This window comes from Escherichia sp. MOD1-EC4550 (assembly GCF_963876935.1).
Taxonomy (GTDB): Bacteria; Pseudomonadota; Gammaproteobacteria; order Enterobacterales; family Enterobacteriaceae; genus Escherichia; species Escherichia coli_F.
This window is the reverse complement of record NZ_CAWNSE010000025.1, coordinates 19,134-37,489: the sequence shown is the minus strand read 5'-3', so window position 1 is coordinate 37,489 and position 18,356 is coordinate 19,134. Positions and strand designations below refer to the sequence as shown.

The window sequence follows — 18,356 nt, the reverse complement described above, 5'->3', positions numbered from 1 at the left end:
AAAGCTTTCCGGAACCCCCAGCCTAGCTGGGGGTTTTCTGTGCATAAAAAAATGGCGCTTTTTACAGCGCCATTTTCAGCTTAAAGTTCAAAAGAGATTATATCCCTTCTTCACTCTCTTTTTTCGCTTCTGCCTTTTCGATTTCACGATACCAGCGTGGATGGTGTTTCTTCGCCCAACGACGGCTCACCTTCCCTTCGATCATCCCTTTAATCGACCCTTTCACCCAGAATGCCATATACATATGGATCAGGATGGCGTGGATCAGGATGATACCCGCAGCCGCGTGAATCAACAGGCTATAACGGACAACCTGCATCGGGAAGTACTGCGCAAAGTACGGACGCCAGATAATCACCCCGGTTACCAGCAGCACGAAAATCATGCTCATGATCGACCAGAACATCATCTTTTGCCCGGCGTTGTACTTACCAACATCCGCCACTTTGTGTTCATTGCCTTTTAATACTTCGACAATGTTCAACAGCCACGGAATATCTTTCTTATCCGGGATGTTGTGATGCACAAAACGCACAAACATAAACATCAGCGCGACGAAAATCGCAATGCCGAAGAACGGGTGCAAAATGCGTCCCATCTGCGGCGTACCGAAGGTTTGCGTCAGCCATTGCAGCGTCGGGAAGAAGAACGAAATCCCGGACAGCGCCACCAGGAAGAAGCAAATCACCACGGTCCAGTGACAGGCGCGATCAATAAACTTGGTGCGCACAATCATTTTCGACTTACTCATGATGATCCTCCTCGTCATCGTCCACTTCCTTATTCGGGCCAATACCGATGTAGTGGAAAATTAACCCGGCAAAAGTGGCGATAAAGCCAGCCGCTGCCAGCGGTTTCAACGCGCCTTTCCACAGGTTCACCGAAGTGTCGATCTTCGGATCTTTTGGCAGACCGTGATACAGCTCCGGCTGATCGGCGTGATGCAGCACGTACATGACGTGCGTACCACCGACCCCTTCCGGGTTGTAGACGCCAGCATGTTCGTAACCACGCGCTTTCAGTTTCGCCACGCGCTGTTCCGCCAGCTCCAGCATCTCCTTCTTGGTGCCGAAGTGGATAGCCCCGGTCGGACAAGTTTTCACACAAGCCGGTTCCTGACCAACGCTGACGCGATCGACGCAGAGTGTGCATTTATATACCCGGTTATCCTCTTTGTTGAGGCGTGGAATATTAAACGGACACCCGGCAATGCAGTAACCACAGCCGATGCAGTTTTCCGACTGGAAATCGACAATCCCGTTAGCGTACTGAATGATTGCACCAGCAGACGGGCACGCCTTCAGGCAGCCCGGATCTTCACAGTGCATACAACCGTCTTTACGGATCAGCCACTCCAGCTTGCCGTTCTGTTCGGTTTCGCTAAAGCGCATCACCGTCCAGGACTTGGCGCTCAGATCGGCGGGGTTATCATAAACCCCGACGCAGTGCCCCACTTCATCACGGATATCGTTCCACTCCGAACACGCCACCTGACAGGCTTTACAGCCGATACAGGTGGAAACGTCGATAAGTTTCGCGACTTCTGCTTTGTAATCACGCACCTGAGAAGGCGGCGTGATGGAGTTAGTTGCGGACCTTTTGATAATGTCCTGCGTTTCCATAGCCATCTGTTCGCCCCCTTACGCCTTCTCGATGTTGACTAAGAACGCTTTATATTCCGGCGTTTGCGAGTTTGCATCACCGACATTCGGCGTCAGAGTGTTAGCGATATAACCTTTACGCGCGACACCCTCAAAGCCCCAGTGGATTGGAATACCCACCGTTTCAACCTGCTGACCGTTTACATTCAGTGGTTTCAGACGGCGCGTTACCACAGCCACCGCGCGGATAAAGCCACGCTTGCTGGAGACAGTGACACGATCGCCGTTGGCAATGCCTTTCGCCGCCGCCAGCGTTTCGCTGATTTCCACAAACTGTTCCGGCTGAGCAATTGCGTTGAGCAACGCGTGCTTGGTCCAGGTGTGGAAGTGCTCGGTCAGACGGTAGGTCGTACCCACATACGGGAACTGCTCTTTTTTACCCATCCGCAGCGCGTCTTGTTCATACAGACGAACCACCGGGTTAGACACCACGTTCGGATGCAGCGGGTTAGTGCCCAGCGGCGTTTCAATTGGCTCGTAGTGTTCCGGGAACGGACCTTCCGCCATTTTATTAATGGCAAACAGGCGTCCCATCCCTTCCGGCTGCATGATAAACGGCCCGGTTGGTGTACCCGGTGCGGCATTGCCGAAGTCCGGAATATCGTTACCCGTCCACTTGCTGCCGTTCCACTGGATCAGCATCCGTTTCGGATCCCACGGTTTACCGTTGATATCCGCCGAAGCACGGTTGTACAGCACGCGACGGTTGAGCGGCCACGCCCAGGCCCATCCCAGCGTATTCCCCAGACCGGACGGGTCGGAGTTATCGCGGTTGGCCATCTGGTTGCCCTGCTCTGTCCAGCTACCCGTGTAGATCCAGCAAGAAGATGCGGTTGTACCGTCATCACGCAGATGCGCAAAGCTACTCAGCAACTGCCCTTTCTTCGCAATCAGTACGCCATTAGCGTCATAGAGATCTTCCAGCGCATAGCCGTTATTCTCTTTCGCCACTTCGTCAGACTGCGGTTCGTGCGGCTGCTTGTAGTTCCAGCTCATCTTCATCAGCGGTTCTACGCCTTTACCACCTTCGGCCTGGTACAGCTCGCGCAGATGATGGTAGATACCCGCCAGAATTTCGCCGTCGTTACGCGCTTCGCCCGGCGCATCCTGACCTTTCCAGTGCCACTGCAACCAGCGACCGGAGTTAGCGATAGAACCATCTTCTTCAGCAAAGCAGGTCGAAGGCAGACGGAATACCTCTGTCTGAATAGATGCCGGATCGACATCGTTCGACTCGCCGTGGTTCTGCCAGAAAGTAGAGGTTTCAGTCACCAGCGGATCGATAACCACCATGTACTTCAGCTTGCTCAGGCAGCTCACCACTTTGTTTTTGTCCGGGAAGGACGCAACCGGGTTAAAGCCCTGGCAGAAATAACCAGTGACTTTGCCTTCGTCCATCATGTTGAAATACTTGATGACGTCGTAGGTCTGGTCCCACTTCGGCAGCCAGTCGTAGCCCCAGTTATTCTCTTTCTGTGCGGCATCGCCGTAGAAAGATTTCATCAGGCTAACGAAGAACTTCGGATAGTTGCTCCAGTAGTTCACCTGATCAGCCAGCGTCGCTTTCGGCGTGTTCGCTTCCAGATACGACTGCAAATCAACCTGTTTTTCTGACGGCAGCGTCAGATAACCCGGCAGGCTGGTAGAGAGCAGGCCTAAGTCGGTCAGGCCCTGAATGTTAGAGTGACCACGCAATGCGTTCACGCCGCCACCAGCCATACCCATGTTACCGAGCAGCAACTGGATCATCGCCATAGTACGGATGTTCTGCGCACCCACGGTGTGTTGGGTCCAGCCCAGCGCGTACAGGAAGGTGGTTGTGCGATCCGGCGCGCTGGTGGAGGCCAGCACTTCACATACTTTCAGGAAGTCAGCTTTTGGCGTACCGCAGATGTTTTCTACTACGTCCGGCGTGTAACGGGAAACGTGCGCTTTCAGCAAGTTCCACACACAGCGCGGATGGGTCAGTGTTTCATCGCGTTTCGCATAGCCATTTTCATCGAACTGATAGTTCCAGGACGACTTATCGTACTGACGTTTTTCAGCGTCATAACCGCTGAACAGGCCGTCTTCAAAAGTAAAATCATCACGCACCAGCAGGCTGGCGTTGGTGTAATGCTTAACGTATTCGGCGTTGATCTTGTTGTTTTCGATCAGGTAGCGCAAAACGCCAGACAGGAACGTAATGTCCGTACCGGAACGAATAGGTGCGTAGATATCCGCCACAGAAGCGGTACGCGTAAAACGGGGATCGACAACGATCAAGGTTGCATCGTTGTTGTTTTTCGCTTCCATCGCCCAGCGAAAACCGACGGGATGCGCTTCAGCAGCGTTACCGCCCATCACCATTACGACGTTAGCGTTTTTGATATCCACCCAGTGGTTGGTCATCGCACCGCGACCAAATGTTGGAGCAAGACTTGCTACCGTTGGTCCGTGTCAGACGCGCGCCTGGTTGTCTACCGCCAGCATCCCGAGGGAGCGGGCAAATTTCTGTGTCAGCATCCCGGTTTCGTTGCTGGCACCGGAAGCACACAGCATACCGGTAGAAAGCCAACGGTTTACCGTTACGCCCTGCTCATTCTTTTCAATAAAGTTAGCGTCACGGTCTGCCTTCATCAGCTTCGCAATGCGGGAGAATGCTTCTTCCCAGCTAATGCGCTGCCATTTGTCAGAACCTGGCGCACGATATTCCGGGTAGCGCAGACGGTTTTCGCTGTTGACGTAATCCAGCAATCCGGCCCCTTTCGGGCACAGCGCACCACGGCTTACCGGATGATCCGGGTCACCTTCAATGTGATAAATCGCTTCTCTGGCGTTTTTCGCGCCATCACCCAGGCTATACATCAATAGCCCGCAACCTACGGAACAGTATGTACAAGTGTTACGGATCTCTTTCGCGCGTAATAATTTGTAGTTTCGCGCCTGAGCCAGTGCTTGCTTCGGGGCAAAGCCCAATGCCGCGACTGTTGTTCCCGCCATACCGCCCGCGCAGATTTTAAAAAATTGTCTGCGACTGACGTCCATTGCTTTCCTCTTTTTTCAGGGGTATTACTGCGCGAGGAAACTAACAGTAAAATTCTGAATCTTTTTGCGCGAAATCAAAAAGAACAGCTGTTTGCCACAAAATAATCCGCCTGCGCAAATTGACCTACCTCAATAGCGGTAGAAAAACGCACCACTGCCTGACAGGCCAGTTAAAAAAATGCTATAAAATTCAGCTTAATTTTTAACGGCAAGAGAGACAAAACAGCGAGCATGACACGACAAAAAGCAACGCTCATAGGGCTAATAGCGATCGTCCTGTGGAGCACAATGGTAGGATTGATTCGCGGTGTCAGTGAGGGGCTCGGCCCGGTCGGCGGCGCAGCTGCTATCTATTCATTAAGCGGGCTGCTGTTAATCTTCACGGTTGGATTTCCGCGAATTCGGCAGATCCCGAAAGGCTATTTGCTCGCCGGGAGTCTGTTATTCGTCAGCTATGAAATCTGTCTGGCGCTTTCCTTAGGGTATGCGGCGAGCCGTCATCAGGCGATTGAAGTAGGTATGGTGAACTATCTATGGCCCAGTCTGACAATTCTCTTTGCCATTCTGTTTAATGGTCAGAAAACCAACTGGCTGATTGTACCTGGATTATTATTAGCCCTGGTCGGTGTCTGTTGGGTGTTAGGCGGTGACAATGGGTTACACTATGATGAAATCATCAATAATATTACCACCAGTCCATTAAGTTATTTCCTGGCGTTCATTGGCGCTTTTATCTGGGCAGCCTATTGTACAGTAACGAATAAATACGCACGCGGATTTAACGGTATTACCGTTTTCGTCCTGCTGACAGGAGCAAGTTTGTGGGTTTACTATTTTTTAACGCCGCAACCGGAGATGGTATTTAGCACACCCGTCATGATTAAACTCATCTCTGCGGCATTTACCTTAGGATTTGCTTACGCTGCGTGGAACGTTGGCATTTTACATGGCAACGTCACCATTATGGCAGTAGGTTCGTATTTTACGCCCGTACTTTCGTCGGCGCTTGCTGCGGTACTGCTTAGTGCTCCGCTATCGTTCTCATTCTGGCAAGGCGCACTGATGGTCTGCGGCGGTTCCCTGCTCTGCTGGCTGGCGACACGTCGTGGATAAAATTATTGTCGGGTCATAGCACCCGGCAGTTAACCCGCTAAATTACGACAATAATAAAAAATAAATTTCAAATACCAGTAATTCACCTTATATCTCATTTCGACTTCGATCACATATCGACAAATAATATTATTTCATCTAGTATTCTCATTGTTTTTAATCACCATTCTATTTTAAAAACAGTATGTCATTTGTAAATGACGCCGTTTAAAATTCGTTTAGAAAATAGGTTTAACGATAATTAAAAGGATACTGTTAAATGAAATTAAAAATAGTTGCGGTGGTTGTAACTGGTTTGTTAGCTGCGAACGTAGCACATGCTGCCGAAGTATATAACAAGGATGGTAATAAACTCGACCTTTATGGCAAGGTTACCGCTCTACGTTATTTTACTGATGATAAGCGTGACGATGGTGATAAAACTTATGCCCGTCTCGGTTTTAAAGGAGAAACGCAAATCAATGATCAAATGATTGGTTTTGGTCACTGGGAATATGATTTTAAAGGCTATAACGATGAAGCCAACGGCTCGCGCGGCAACAAAACCCGTCTTGCCTATGCAGGTTTAAAAATTAGTGAATTTGGCTCTCTGGACTATGGTCGTAACTACGGTGTCGGTTATGACATTGGTTCATGGACCGATATGTTGCCAGAATTTGGTGGAGATACCTGGAGCCAGAAAGATGTCTTCATGACATATCGTACCACTGGTGTGGCAACCTATCGCAACTACGATTTCTTTGGCTTAATTGAAGGGCTGAACTTTGCCGCACAATATCAAGGCAAAAATGAACGCTCTGATAACGCTCATCTTTATGGTGCTGACTATACGCGTGCCAATGGTGACGGTTTCGGTATCTCCTCAACTTATGTTTATGATGGCTTTGGGATCGGTGCTGTGTATACCAAATCTGATCGGACAAATGCGCAGGAAAGAGCAGCGGCTAATCCTCTCAATGCCTCCGGTAAGAATGCAGAACTGTGGGCAACAGGTATAAAATATGATGCCAACAACATTTACTTTGCAGCTAATTACGCTGAAACATTAAACATGACCACCTATGGTGATGGTTATATCTCTAACAAAGCACAAAGTTTCGAAGTGGTGGCCCAATATCAATTCGACTTCGGCTTGCGCCCATCACTCGCTTACCTGAAATCAAAAGGCAGAGATCTGGGGCGTTACGGCGATCAGGACATGATTGAGTATATCGACGTTGGTGCAACGTATTTCTTCAACAAAAATATGTCGACCTATGTTGATTATAAAATCAACCTGATCGATGAAAGCGACTTTACCCGTGCCGTAGATATTCGCACCGATAACATCGTCGCAACGGGCATTACCTATCAGTTCTAACATCCTCTCCTGACCAGCCCTTCTCTGGGCTGGTTTTTGATTTAAGTGCTGCTGTATGACTCCTTAAGTAAAAATGAGCAATTTTTGATATTTCTGGTCATTCACCTCAATTAATATTCTTCCATACCCTCCGGGGACATCTTACTATAATATTTATTGATGAGTGATTATGGCCAATATTAATACAGCTTGTGTAAAAAATAATGCCAGTTATCAAGTGAATAACGCATTACCTAACAGAGAAACCATCGCCAGCAATTTTTTTGAACAACTGGCACAATGGGGTGAGAAATCGCTTAATAATGGCGTAGAAAAAAGAACTATTCTAGAGCGAATTAATGAAGCTTACAACTCAAACATGGAATCTCTTAATTTGTCATATCTTGATTTGAGTGAGTTACCGCCTATCCCCCCTACAGTTAAAACATTGAATTTGGAGGGGAATTGTCTAACTTTCCTTGACTTTAGCGACAATGCTAGTCTTATCAATATCAACCTCACCTTGAATAATATTGAAACGATAACCTTTCCAAATGAATCAAAACTGGAAAATATTTATATCGATTGCAACAAGCTGGAAAGTTTAGATTTAAAAAATCAGCATTCATTGGTTAATCTGGAAGCGCAAAATAATAATCTAAAAGAAATTAATATTTCTGACAGTTATAAACTGAAATTTCTTAACCTTGATAATAACCAGCTAACATCGCTGGATGTTTCTCAACAAGAATCTCTGATTGAGTTAAGTGCTTGTCACAATATGATCAATGATCTTAAATTACACTATCACCCCATGGTGAAAAAAATCGCTTTAAACGACAACCATATTGCAAATTTAAACGCTAAAAGCACTGCGATACTTGAATATTTAGACTTAAGTAACAACAATTTATTGCCAACAGATAACATTAATGAGTTAATATCATCAAAACATCTTTGGTATTTATCAGTTAACGGTATTAACAATGATCCTATTGCACAAATGCAGTACTGGAATGCAATAATGGATTTAGTTGATCATATTAATGAAATGACCATTAAGATATCTTATGATCTAGCAATTAAAAATATCGATACCAGTAATAAGCATCTTGTAGAGGTAAGCAAAAATACTGAAGGTGATAATAAAGAAAACAATGATTCAATGTCGATTCGTTACCGTTCAAAACCTTATTTCAGCAATTTAACTTTAACAGAACAAGAAACAACACTTTCTGAAGAAGAATTAAAAGCTATTCTGCCTATGTATCGCGCGTGTCGGTTTGATAACGACACTCCCCTATCCTCATCCTCATCCTCAGAACTCAAGGACGCAACAGGCACCCCTATCTGTTATTACATTTATGATGAGAATAAAACTTCCTTAGGTTATGGACCAACATTTCATAATTGGTTAAGCCAATCCTTTACCACAGAGTTATAAAAAACATCCTGATTAATCAAGGATAATAAATCAAAAAATATATTATTGCCATGGAGTAGTTATGAAGTTTCCTTTAATCTTTTTTAAAACAAAGCAGTCCCTACAGCGACTCCCCGAACAGAATTTATATAGCTGGATGCATGAATTGAATAAATGGAAAGAAAAATGCATAGTCACAGGTGAACTTCATCGTCAAGAATGCCGAAAAGAAGCGGCAGAAAGGATAAACCGTGCTTTTTTGTCGAAGCAGAATGACATTGATTTATCTCGACTTAATTTAACTACTCAACCACCAGGGCTGCAAAACTTCACCTCTATCAATCTTGATGAGAACCAACTCAAACATTTTGATGCAACCAACTACGATAAACTCATCAACCTTAGTCTGAATAGTAATGCTCTTGAGTCTATAAATTTTCCTCAAGGCAGAAATGTAAGCATTAAACATATATCTGTGAATAATAATGCTCTCAGAAATATTGATATAGATGGGCTTTCATCAGTTACTTATTTTAGTGCGGCACATAATCAACTAGAGCTTGTGCAATTAGAATGTTGCGAAAGGCTGCAGTACCTGAATCTCAGCCACAATCAATTAACTGATATTGCTGCAGGAAATAAAGATGAACTCTTACTTCTGGATCTATCCCATAATAAACTAACAAGTTTACATAATGCCTTATTTCCCAACTTGAATACGTTACTTATCAACAACAACTTGCTTTCTGAAATTAAAATATTCTTTAGCAACTTCTGCAATGTACAGACATTAAACGCTGCGAACAATCAGTTGAAAAAAATAAACCTTCATTTCCTGACTTATCTTTCATCTATCAAAAGTTTAAGGCTGGACAATAATAAAATAACCCGCATTGACACTAAGAATACATCCGATATTGGAACTTTATTCCCCATAATAAAACAGAGCAAAAACTTAAATTTTTTAAATGTTTCTGGGAAGAACAATTGCCCTACTATGCAGCTCATGTTATTTAATTTGTTTTCCCCAGCACTTAAGCTTAATACTGGCCTGGCAATTCTTTCGCCTGGTGCATTTGAAGTTCACTCTGACGGAGTAGATGTGGATAACGAATTGTTTCATTATACTTTTAAAGAAGCATACACCCCATATAATATACACACTTATAAAACAGAAGAAGTTGTAAATCAGATGAATATAAAAATTAAAAATATGACCTTAGATGAAATAAACAATACTTACTGTAATAACGATTATTACAATGAGGCGATAAGAGAGGAACCGATAGACTTTCTGGACAGATCGTTTTCCTCCAGCTCATGGCCTTTTTAGTGAATAAATCATCACTAATTCTATAAGTGTCTGGTCTTATTAAGAATATAGTTAATATGCAACCCTTTAGATTCACGATCTGAAGGGTTGAAACATGGCATACGTTCAAAGATTAACCCCCGTTTGAAGGTTAGCCTGTTAGTTACATTTAGTAACACATATCCGCCTTTTTAATCCACATTCAGCCCCCGCGGTTACACTTTCTTATCTATTCTTTCAATCAGCACTTCACCCAATTCATCCTTAATTCTAATAACTGGCTATTGCGCCTTACCTCCTGTTTTGTCTTTTTTTCATTACCAATGTGTGCATGTGAGGAACAATATGGCACTGCAAAATGAGAAAAATAGTCGTTATCTTTTGCGCGACTGGAAACCAGAAAATCCGGCCTTCTGGGAAAATAAAGGAAAGCATATTGCACGAAGAAACCTCTGGATATCAGTAAGTTGCCTACTTCTTGCCTTCTGTGTCTGGATGCTATTTAGCGCAGTTACTGTTAATCTCAATAAAATCGGTTTTAATTTCACTACCGATCAACTCTTTTTATTAACCGCATTACCCTCCGTTTCTGGCGCATTATTGCGTGTCCCCTACTCCTTTATGGTGCCTATATTTGGTGGACGCCGATGGACGGTTTTTAGTACTGCAATCCTGATTATTCCTTGCGTCTGGCTCGGAATTGCCGTGCAGAATCCGAATACTCCTTTTGGGATATTTATCGTTATCGCTTTGCTATGCGGTTTTGCAGGTGCGAACTTTGCTTCGAGCATGGGCAATATCAGTTTCTTCTTCCCAAAAGCCAAACAAGGGAGCGCACTTGGGATTAATGGCGGATTAGGAAACTTAGGTGTAAGTGTGATGCAGCTGGTTGCGCCGCTGGTGATTTTTATCCCCGTATTTGCCTTTCTCGGCGTCAATGGCGTACCACAGGCCGACGGTTCGGTAATGTCGCTGGCGAATGCCGCCTGGATTTGGGTGCCATTACTGGCGATTGCCACTATTGCCGCCTGGTTAGGGATGAATGATATCGCCAGTTCACGCGCGTCAATCGCCGATCAATTGCCTGTATTACAACGTCTGCATCTCTGGCTGCTCAGTCTTCTCTATCTCGCCACCTTCGGTTCGTTTATCGGTTTTTCTGCGGGTTTTGCCATGCTGGCGAAAACCCAGTTCCCGGATGTGAATATTCTGCGTCTGGCGTTCTTTGGCCCATTTATTGGTGCCATCGCGCGGTCGGTTGGTGGTGCTATTTCCGATAAATTCGGCGGCGTGCGGGTGACGTTGATCAACTTCATTTTTATGGCGATTTTCAGCGCCCTGCTGTTCCTTACCTTACCGGGCACAGGCTCCGGTAATTTCATCGCATTTTACGCCGTATTTATGGGGTTGTTTCTGACCGCAGGTCTGGGAAGTGGTTCTACTTTCCAGATGATCGCCGTCATCTTTCGCCAGATAACCATTTATCGGGTGAAGATGAAAGGCGGTAGTGATGAGCAAGCTCAGAGAGAAGCCGTCACCGAAACGGCGGCGGCTCTGGGCTTTATCTCAGCCATTGGCGCAGTGGGCGGCTTTTTCATTCCGCAGGCGTTTGGCATGTCGCTCAATATGACCGGCTCTCCGGTAGGCGCGATGAAAGTGTTTTTAATCTTCTACATCGTTTGTGTGCTGCTGACCTGGCTGGTTTATGGTCGGCGGAAGTTCAGCCAAAAATAAGAAATCGATGCCTGACACGTCTTATCAGGCTACAACCGTGTCGCATCCGACAAGGCATCAGATCCCATTCATTCCTGGAGCAGGAGTTATGTCATGAGTAAACTTTTGGATCGCTTTCGCTACTTCAAACAAAAGGGCGAAACCTTTGCCGATGGTCACGGACAGGTGATGCATAGCAACCGCGACTGGGAGGACAGCTATCGCCAGCGTTGGCAGTTCGACAAAATCGTGCGTTCCACCCACGGCGTTAACTGTACAGGCTCCTGTAGCTGGAAAATCTACGTTAAAAATGGTCTGGTGACCTGGGAAATCCAACAGACCGACTACCCGCGCACTCGCCCTGACCTGCCCAATCATGAACCTCGCGGCTGCCCGCGTGGCGCAAGTTACTCCTGGTATCTTTACAGCGCTAACCGCCTGAAATACCCGCTCATTCGTAAACGACTGATTGAACTGTGGCGCGAAGCCCTCAAGCAACACAGCGATCCGGTACTGGCGTGGGCATCGATTATGAACGATCCGCAAAAGTGCCTGAGCTACAAACAAGTGCGTGGGCGTGGCGGCTTTATCCGCTCCAACTGGCAGGAGCTAAACCAGTTGATTGCCGCCGCTAACGTCTGGACCATCAAAACTTACGGTCCTGATCGCGTTGCCGGTTTCTCGCCGATTCCGGCGATGTCGATGGTTTCTTACGCCGCCGGAACACGCTATCTGTCGCTGTTAGGTGGCACCTGTTTAAGTTTCTATGACTGGTATTGTGACCTGCCGCCTGCCTCGCCGATGACCTGGGGCGAGCAAACCGACGTGCCAGAATCTGCCGACTGGTATAACTCCAGCTACATCATCGCCTGGGGGTCTAACGTACCGCAGACACGTACGCCGGACGCCCACTTCTTTACCGAAGTACGCTACAAAGGCACTAAAACCATCGCCATTACCCCTGACTACTCTGAAGTGGCCAAATTGTGCGACCAGTGGCTGGCACCGAAACAAGGCACTGATAGCGCCCTGGCGATGGCAATGGGCCATGTGATTTTAAAAGAGTTCCATCTCGATAATCCCAGCGACTATTTTATCAACTACTGCCGCCGCTACAGCGACATGCCGATGCTGGTAATGCTGGAACCTCGCGACGATGGTAGCTACGTTCCCGGGCGCATGATCCGCGCGTCTGACCTGGTAGATGGACTGGGCGAAAGCAACAATCCGCAGTGGAAAACCGTAGCAATTAATACAGCAGGTGAACTGGTGGTGCCGAACGGTTCGATTGGTTTTCGCTGGGGAGAAAAAGGCAAATGGAATCTGGAATCCATTGCCGCCGGTACGGAAACCGAATTGTCGTTAACTCTGCTCGGTCAACATGATGCCGTTGCAGGCGTGGCCTTCCCCTACTTTGGCGGCATTGAAAATCCGCATTTTCGCAGCGTAAAACACAATCCGGTCCTGGTGCGCCAATTGCCCGTTAAAAACCTGACATTAGCCGATGGCAACACCTGTCCGGTCGTCAGCGTTTATGATTTGGTACTGGCGAATTATGGCCTCGATCGCGGGCTGGAAGATGAAAACAGCGCGAAAGATTACGCTGAAATCAAACCTTACACCCCAGCCTGGGGCGAGCAAATTACCGGCGTACCGCGCCAGTACATTGAAACCGTCGCCCGCGAATTTGCCGATACCGCCCATAAAACGCATGGGCGCTCGATGATTATCCTCGGTGCTGGCGTCAACCATTGGTATCACATGGACATGAACTACCGTGGGATGATCAACATGCTGATCTTCTGCGGTTGTGTCGGGCAAAGCGGTGGCGGCTGGGCACATTATGTCGGTCAGGAAAAACTGCGCCCGCAAACCGGCTGGCTGCCTCTGGCCTTTGCACTCGACTGGAACCGACCACCGCGCCAGATGAATAGCACCTCGTTTTTCTACAATCACTCCAGTCAATGGCGCTATGAAAAAGTCTCTGCTCAGGAGTTGCTCTCGCCGCTGGCCGATGCCAGCAAATACAGCGGTCATCTGATTGATTTCAACGTTCGCGCCGAACGCATGGGCTGGCTGCCTTCTGCGCCGCAACTGGGGCGTAACCCGCTCACGTTGAAAGCCGAAGCCGACAAGGCCGGATTATCCCCCACAGAATTTACCGCTCAGGCGCTGAAATCGGGCGATTTACGTATGGCCTGCGAACAGCCAGATAGCGGTAGCAATCATCCGCGTAACTTGTTTGTCTGGCGCTCTAACCTGCTTGGCTCCTCCGGCAAAGGTCACGAGTATATGCAGAAGTATTTGCTGGGAACCGAAAGCGGGATTCAGGGTGAAGAACTCGGTGCCAGTGACGGGATCAAACCGGAAGATGTCGAGTGGCAAACTGCGGCGATTGAAGGCAAGCTCGACCTGCTGGTGACGCTCGACTTCCGTATGTCCAGTACCTGCCTGTTCTCCGATATCGTTCTGCCCACCGCCACCTGGTACGAAAAAGACGATATGAACACCTCGGATATGCATCCGTTTATTCATCCGCTTTCTGCGGCGGTCGATCCGGCGTGGGAATCACGCAGCGACTGGGAAATCTACAAAGGTATTGCCAAAGCATTTTCGCAAGTGTGCGTAGGGCATCTTGGCAAAGAAACCGACGTGGTATTACAACCCCTACTGCATGACTCTCCGGCAGAACTCTCCCAGCCGTGTGAAGTGCTCGACTGGCGCAAAGGCGAATGCGACCTGATCCCGGGTAAAACCGCGCCTAATATTGTAGCGGTGGAACGCGACTACCCTGCTACCTATGATCGCTTTACCTCGCTCGGGCCATTGATGGACAAACTTGGCAACGGCGGTAAAGGGATTTCGTGGAATACCCAGGATGAAATCGATTTCCTCGGCAAACTCAATTACACCAAGCGTGATGGCCCGGCACAGGGGCGACCGCTGATTGACACCGCCATTGACGCATCAGAAGTGATTCTGGCGCTGGCACCGGAAACCAACGGTCATGTTGCAGTCAAAGCGTGGCAGGCGCTGGGCGAGATCACCGGACGCGAACATACCCATCTGGCGCTGCACAAAGAGGACGAGAAGATCCGCTTTCGCGATATTCAGGCACAGCCGCGTAAAATTATCTCCAGCCCCACATGGTCCGGTCTGGAAAGCGATCACGTCTCCTATAACGCGGGATACACCAACGTTCATGAGTTAATTCCGTGGCGCACGCTGTCGGGACGCCAGCAGCTTTATCAGGATCATCCGTGGATGCGTGCCTTTGGTGAAAGTCTGGTGGCTTATCGCCCGCCTATCGACACCCGTAGCGTCAGCGAAATGCGCCAGATACCGCCAAACGGCTTCCCGGAAAAAGCACTTAACTTCCTGACGCCGCACCAGAAATGGGGCATTCACTCAACCTACAGTGAAAACCTGCTAATGCTGACGCTCTCTCGCGGTGGACCGATTGTCTGGATCAGCGAAACCGATGCCCGTGAATTGACCATTGTCGATAACGACTGGGTGGAAGTGTTTAACGCCAACGGCGCGCTGACTGCCCGCGCGGTAGTCAGCCAACGTGTACCGCCGGGTATGACCATGATGTATCACGCTCAGGAACGCATTATGAATATTCCTGGTTCGGAAGTAACCGGCATGCGCGGCGGCATTCATAACTCGGTCACCCGCGTTTGTCCGAAACCAACGCATATGATTGGCGGTTACGCGCAGCTGGCCTGGGGCTTTAACTACTACGGCACCGTCGGCTCGAACCGCGACGAATTCATCATGATCCGCAAGATGAAGAACGTTAACTGGCTGGATGATGAAGGTCGCGATCAGGTACAGGAGGCGAAAAAATGAAAATACGTTCGCAAGTCGGCATGGTGCTTAACCTCGATAAATGTATCGGCTGCCATACCTGTTCGGTGACCTGTAAAAACGTCTGGACCGGACGCGAAGGCATGGAGTACGCATGGTTTAACAACGTCGAAACCAAACCGGGCATTGGTTATCCGAAAAACTGGGAAGATCAGGAAGAGTGGCAAGGCGGCTGGGTGCGTGATGTCAACGGTAAGATCCGCCCGCGTCTGGGCAGCAAAATGGGCGTAATAACCAAAATCTTCGCCAACCCGGTGGTGCCGCAGATTGATGATTACTACGAACCTTTCACCTTCGACTACGAACATTTGCATAGCGCACCGGAAGGCAAACATATCCCTACTGCTCGCCCGCGTTCACTGATTGACGGCAAACGGATGGACAAAGTGATCTGGGGGCCAAACTGGGAAGAATTGTTGGGCGGCGAATTCGAAAAACGCGCCCGTGACCGCAACTTCGAGGCCATGCAAAAGGAGATGTACGGGCAGTTTGAAAACACCTTCATGATGTACCTGCCGCGCCTGTGCGAACACTGCCTCAATCCCAGTTGCGTGGCGACCTGCCCAAGCGGCGCTATCTACAAACGCGAAGAAGACGGCATTGTGCTGATCGATCAGGATAAATGCCGTGGCTGGCGTTTGTGCATAAGCGGTTGTCCGTACAAAAAAATCTACTTCAACTGGAAAAGCGGCAAGTCAGAAAAATGCATCTTCTGTTACCCACGAATTGAGTCAGGCCAACCCACCGTGTGCTCAGAAACCTGCGTGGGTCGCATCCGGTATCTGGGCGTGCTGCTTTACGACGCCGACCGCATCGAGGAAGCGGCGAGCACCGAACGCGAGGTTGATCTCTACGAACGTCAGTGCGAAGTGTTCCTCGATCCGCACGATCCCTCAGTGATCGAAGAAGCCCTGAAACAAGGTATTCCACAAAACGTGATTGAAGCTGCCCAGCGTTCACCAGTCTACAAAATGGCGATGGACTGGAAACTGGCGTTACCGCTGCACCCTGAATACCGCACCCTGCCGATGGTCTGGTACGTTCCTCCGCTGTCACCGATTCAGTCCTATGCAGATGCGGGCGGCTTGCCGAAAAGCGAAGGCGTGCTGCCCGCCATCGAAAGCCTGCGTATTCCGGTGCAATATCTCGCCAATATGTTGAGTGCCGGTGATACCGGTCCGGTACTGCGGGCGCTGAAACGGATGATGGCGATGCGCCACTATATGCGTTCACAAACCGTGGAAGGTGTTACCGATACCCGCGCCATTGACGAAGTAGGCCTGAGCGTCGCCCAGGTCGAAGAGATGTATCGCTACCTCGCCATTGCCAACTATGAAGACCGTTTTGTCATTCCAACCAGTCATCGGGAAATGGCGGGTGATGCCTTCGCAGAACGCAACGGCTGCGGCTTCAGCTTTGGCGACGGTTGCCACGGCTCAGACAGCAAATTCAACCTGTTCAACAGTAGCCGTATCGATGCCATCAACATTACCGAAGTGCGCGATAAAGCGGAGGGAGAATAATGCAGATCCTCAAAGTGATCGGCCTGTTGATGGAGTACCCGGACGAGCTGTTGTGGGAGTGTAAGGACGACGCGCTGGCATTAATCCGCCGCGACGCGTCGATGCTCACCGATTTTGCACTCGACCTGCTCAACGCGCCGCTGCTGGATAAACAGGCCGAATGGTGTGAAGTGTTCGACCGCGGGCGCACCACGTCGCTGCTGCTGTTCGAACATGTTCATGCCGAATCCCGCGATCGAGGCCAGGCAATGGTGGACCTGCTGGCGGAGTATGAAAAGGTCGGTCTGCAACTGGATTGTCGGGAACTGCCCGATTATCTGCCGCTGTACCTGGAGTACTTAAGTGTGCTGCCGAACGATCAGGCAAAAGAAGGATTACTCAACGTTGCGCCGATCCTCGCCCTGCTTGGCGGACGCTTAAAACAACGCGAGACACCGTGGTACGCGTTATTTGACGCCCTTTTGCAACTGGCAGGAAGTCCCCTGTCAAGTGACAGTGTCACAAAACAAATTCGTAGTGAAGAGCGTGACGACACCCGCCAGGCGCTGGATGCGGTGTGGGAAGAAGAACAGGTGAAGTTTATTGAAGATAACGCCACGGCGTGTGACAGCTCGCCGCTTAATCAATATCAGCGACGCTTTAGCCAGGATGTCGCGCCGCAGTACGTCGACATCAGTGCGGGAGGTGGGAAATGATTCAGTATCTGAACGTCTTTTTTTACGATATCTACCCGTACATTTGTGCGACGGTGTTTTTCCTCGGCAGCTGGTTGCGCTACGACTACGGGCAGTACACCTGGCGCGCCTCCTCAAGTCAGATGCTCGATAAACGCGGGATGGTGATATGGTCGAATCTGTTCCATATCGGCATTCTGGGGATCTTCTTCGGGCACCTGTTCGGCATGTTAACGCCGCACTGGATGTACGCGTGGTTTTTGCCAGTGGCAGCGAAACAACTCATGGCGATGGTGCTCGGCGGTATTTGCGGTGTGTTGACGTTGATTGGCGGTGCAGGACTGCTGTGGCGCAGGCTGACAAATCAGCGTGTGCGTGCTACTTCCACCACGCCGGATATCATCATCATGAGCATATTGCTGATCCAATGTTTGTTGGGGCTAAGTACCATACCGTTTTCAGCACAGTATCCTGATGGTAGCGAAATGATGAAGCTGGTGGGTTGGGCTCAAAGCATTGTCACTTTCCGTGGTGGATCGTCAGAAATGCTTAACGGCGTAGCGTTCGTTTTCCGCCTGCATCTGGTATTGGGAATGACCATCTTCCTGCTCTTTCCGTTCACCCGACTGGTGCATGTGTGGAGCGCGCCTTTTGAGTACTTTACTCGTCGGTACCAGATTGTGCGCTCGCGGCGATAA

General features: G+C 48.9%; 12 protein-coding genes. 9 read left to right on the top strand and 3 right to left on the bottom strand.

From position 1 onward, the window contains the following. Window positions 1-97: 97 nt before the first annotated feature. From fdnI to fdnG, 3 genes are read right to left on the bottom strand one after another with little or no spacing between them, the layout of a single operon-like run. On the bottom strand, window positions 98-751 hold the full coding sequence (fdnI, locus tag AACU19_RS18720; RefSeq protein WP_000045648.1) for a formate dehydrogenase-N subunit gamma: 654 nt from the start codon (window positions 749-751) through the stop codon (window positions 98-100). Continuing rightward, entirely contained in the window at window positions 744-1,628 is an 885-nt protein-coding gene (fdnH, locus tag AACU19_RS18715; RefSeq protein ID WP_001240580.1) for a formate dehydrogenase N subunit beta, read from the bottom strand. Before fdnH ends, fdnI begins: the two co-directional genes overlap by 8 nt. Before the next feature lie 12 nt (window positions 1,629-1,640). Next, a complete protein-coding gene (fdnG, locus tag AACU19_RS18710) occupies window positions 1,641-4,688 on the bottom strand; it encodes a formate dehydrogenase-N subunit alpha (protein ID WP_015953395.1) in 3,048 nt (1,015 codons plus the stop codon). A gap of 231 nt (window positions 4,689-4,919) precedes the next feature. Here fdnG and yddG point away from each other — a divergent pair, with 231 nt between their 5' ends. The 9 genes from yddG (at window position 4,920) to narI (ending at window position 18,356) form a co-directional block, all read left to right on the top strand. Continuing rightward, window positions 4,920-5,801 (top strand): aromatic amino acid efflux DMT transporter YddG, encoded by an 882-nt coding sequence (gene yddG / locus AACU19_RS18705; protein WP_072000955.1) that lies wholly within the window; start codon window positions 4,920-4,922, stop codon window positions 5,799-5,801. Between the two features lie 259 nt (window positions 5,802-6,060). Beyond that, window positions 6,061-7,161 carry a porin OmpC gene (gene ompC / locus AACU19_RS18700; RefSeq protein ID WP_032184219.1) on the top strand — a complete coding sequence of 367 codons (1,101 nt, stop codon included), beginning with the start codon at window positions 6,061-6,063 and terminating at the stop codon, window positions 7,159-7,161. 169 nt (window positions 7,162-7,330) lie between these two features. Continuing rightward, window positions 7,331-8,584, top strand: coding sequence for a leucine-rich repeat domain-containing protein (locus AACU19_RS18695; protein WP_123057671.1), 1,254 nt, complete (start codon window positions 7,331-7,333; stop codon window positions 8,582-8,584). 61 nt (window positions 8,585-8,645) lie between these two features. Continuing rightward, window positions 8,646-9,896, top strand: coding sequence for a leucine-rich repeat domain-containing protein (locus AACU19_RS18690; RefSeq protein WP_105279204.1), 1,251 nt, complete (start codon window positions 8,646-8,648; stop codon window positions 9,894-9,896). Between the two features lie 324 nt (window positions 9,897-10,220). Continuing rightward, window positions 10,221-11,609, top strand: coding sequence for a nitrate/nitrite transporter NarU (narU, locus tag AACU19_RS18685; RefSeq protein ID WP_001207897.1), 1,389 nt, complete (start codon window positions 10,221-10,223; stop codon window positions 11,607-11,609). 93 nt (window positions 11,610-11,702) lie between these two features. Beyond that, window positions 11,703-15,443, top strand: coding sequence for a nitrate reductase Z subunit alpha (gene narZ, locus AACU19_RS18680; RefSeq protein ID WP_105279203.1), 3,741 nt, complete (start codon window positions 11,703-11,705; stop codon window positions 15,441-15,443). Next, window positions 15,440-16,984 carry a nitrate reductase subunit beta gene (gene narH, locus AACU19_RS18675; RefSeq protein WP_000702558.1) on the top strand — a complete coding sequence of 515 codons (1,545 nt, stop codon included), beginning with the start codon at window positions 15,440-15,442 and terminating at the stop codon, window positions 16,982-16,984. Before narZ ends, narH begins: the two co-directional genes overlap by 4 nt. Continuing rightward, window positions 16,984-17,679, top strand: a complete 696-nt coding sequence (narW, locus tag AACU19_RS18670) for a nitrate reductase molybdenum cofactor assembly chaperone (protein ID WP_105279202.1) — start codon at window positions 16,984-16,986, stop codon at window positions 17,677-17,679. Before narH ends, narW begins: the two co-directional genes overlap by 1 nt. Continuing rightward, the gene (gene narI / locus AACU19_RS18665) at window positions 17,676-18,356 is read left to right on the top strand and encodes a respiratory nitrate reductase subunit gamma (protein WP_000617115.1); all 681 of its coding nucleotides are present in this window, start codon (window positions 17,676-17,678) and stop codon (window positions 18,354-18,356) included. The genes narW and narI overlap by 4 nt, the downstream gene beginning before the upstream one ends.

Excerpts from the sequence above, each read along its gene's own strand:
- ompC (WP_032184219.1), top strand. The coding sequence starts at position 6,061 with ATGAAATTAAAAATAGTTGCGGTGGTTGTAACTGGTTTGTTAGCTGCG.
- narH (WP_000702558.1), top strand. The coding sequence starts at position 15,440 with ATGAAAATACGTTCGCAAGTCGGCATGGTGCTTAACCTCGATAAATGT.
- narW (WP_105279202.1), top strand. The coding sequence starts at position 16,984 with ATGCAGATCCTCAAAGTGATCGGCCTGTTGATGGAGTACCCGGACGAG.
- narZ (WP_105279203.1), top strand. The coding sequence starts at position 11,703 with ATGAGTAAACTTTTGGATCGCTTTCGCTACTTCAAACAAAAGGGCGAA.
- yddG (WP_072000955.1), top strand. The coding sequence starts at position 4,920 with ATGACACGACAAAAAGCAACGCTCATAGGGCTAATAGCGATCGTCCTG.
- fdnI (WP_000045648.1), bottom strand. The coding sequence starts at position 751 with ATGAGTAAGTCGAAAATGATTGTGCGCACCAAGTTTATTGATCGCGCC.
- fdnH (WP_001240580.1), bottom strand. The coding sequence starts at position 1,628 with ATGGCTATGGAAACGCAGGACATTATCAAAAGGTCCGCAACTAACTCC.
- AACU19_RS18695 (WP_123057671.1), top strand. The coding sequence starts at position 7,331 with ATGGCCAATATTAATACAGCTTGTGTAAAAAATAATGCCAGTTATCAA.
- AACU19_RS18690 (WP_105279204.1), top strand. The coding sequence starts at position 8,646 with ATGAAGTTTCCTTTAATCTTTTTTAAAACAAAGCAGTCCCTACAGCGA.
- narI (WP_000617115.1), top strand. The coding sequence starts at position 17,676 with ATGATTCAGTATCTGAACGTCTTTTTTTACGATATCTACCCGTACATT.
- narU (WP_001207897.1), top strand. The coding sequence starts at position 10,221 with ATGGCACTGCAAAATGAGAAAAATAGTCGTTATCTTTTGCGCGACTGG.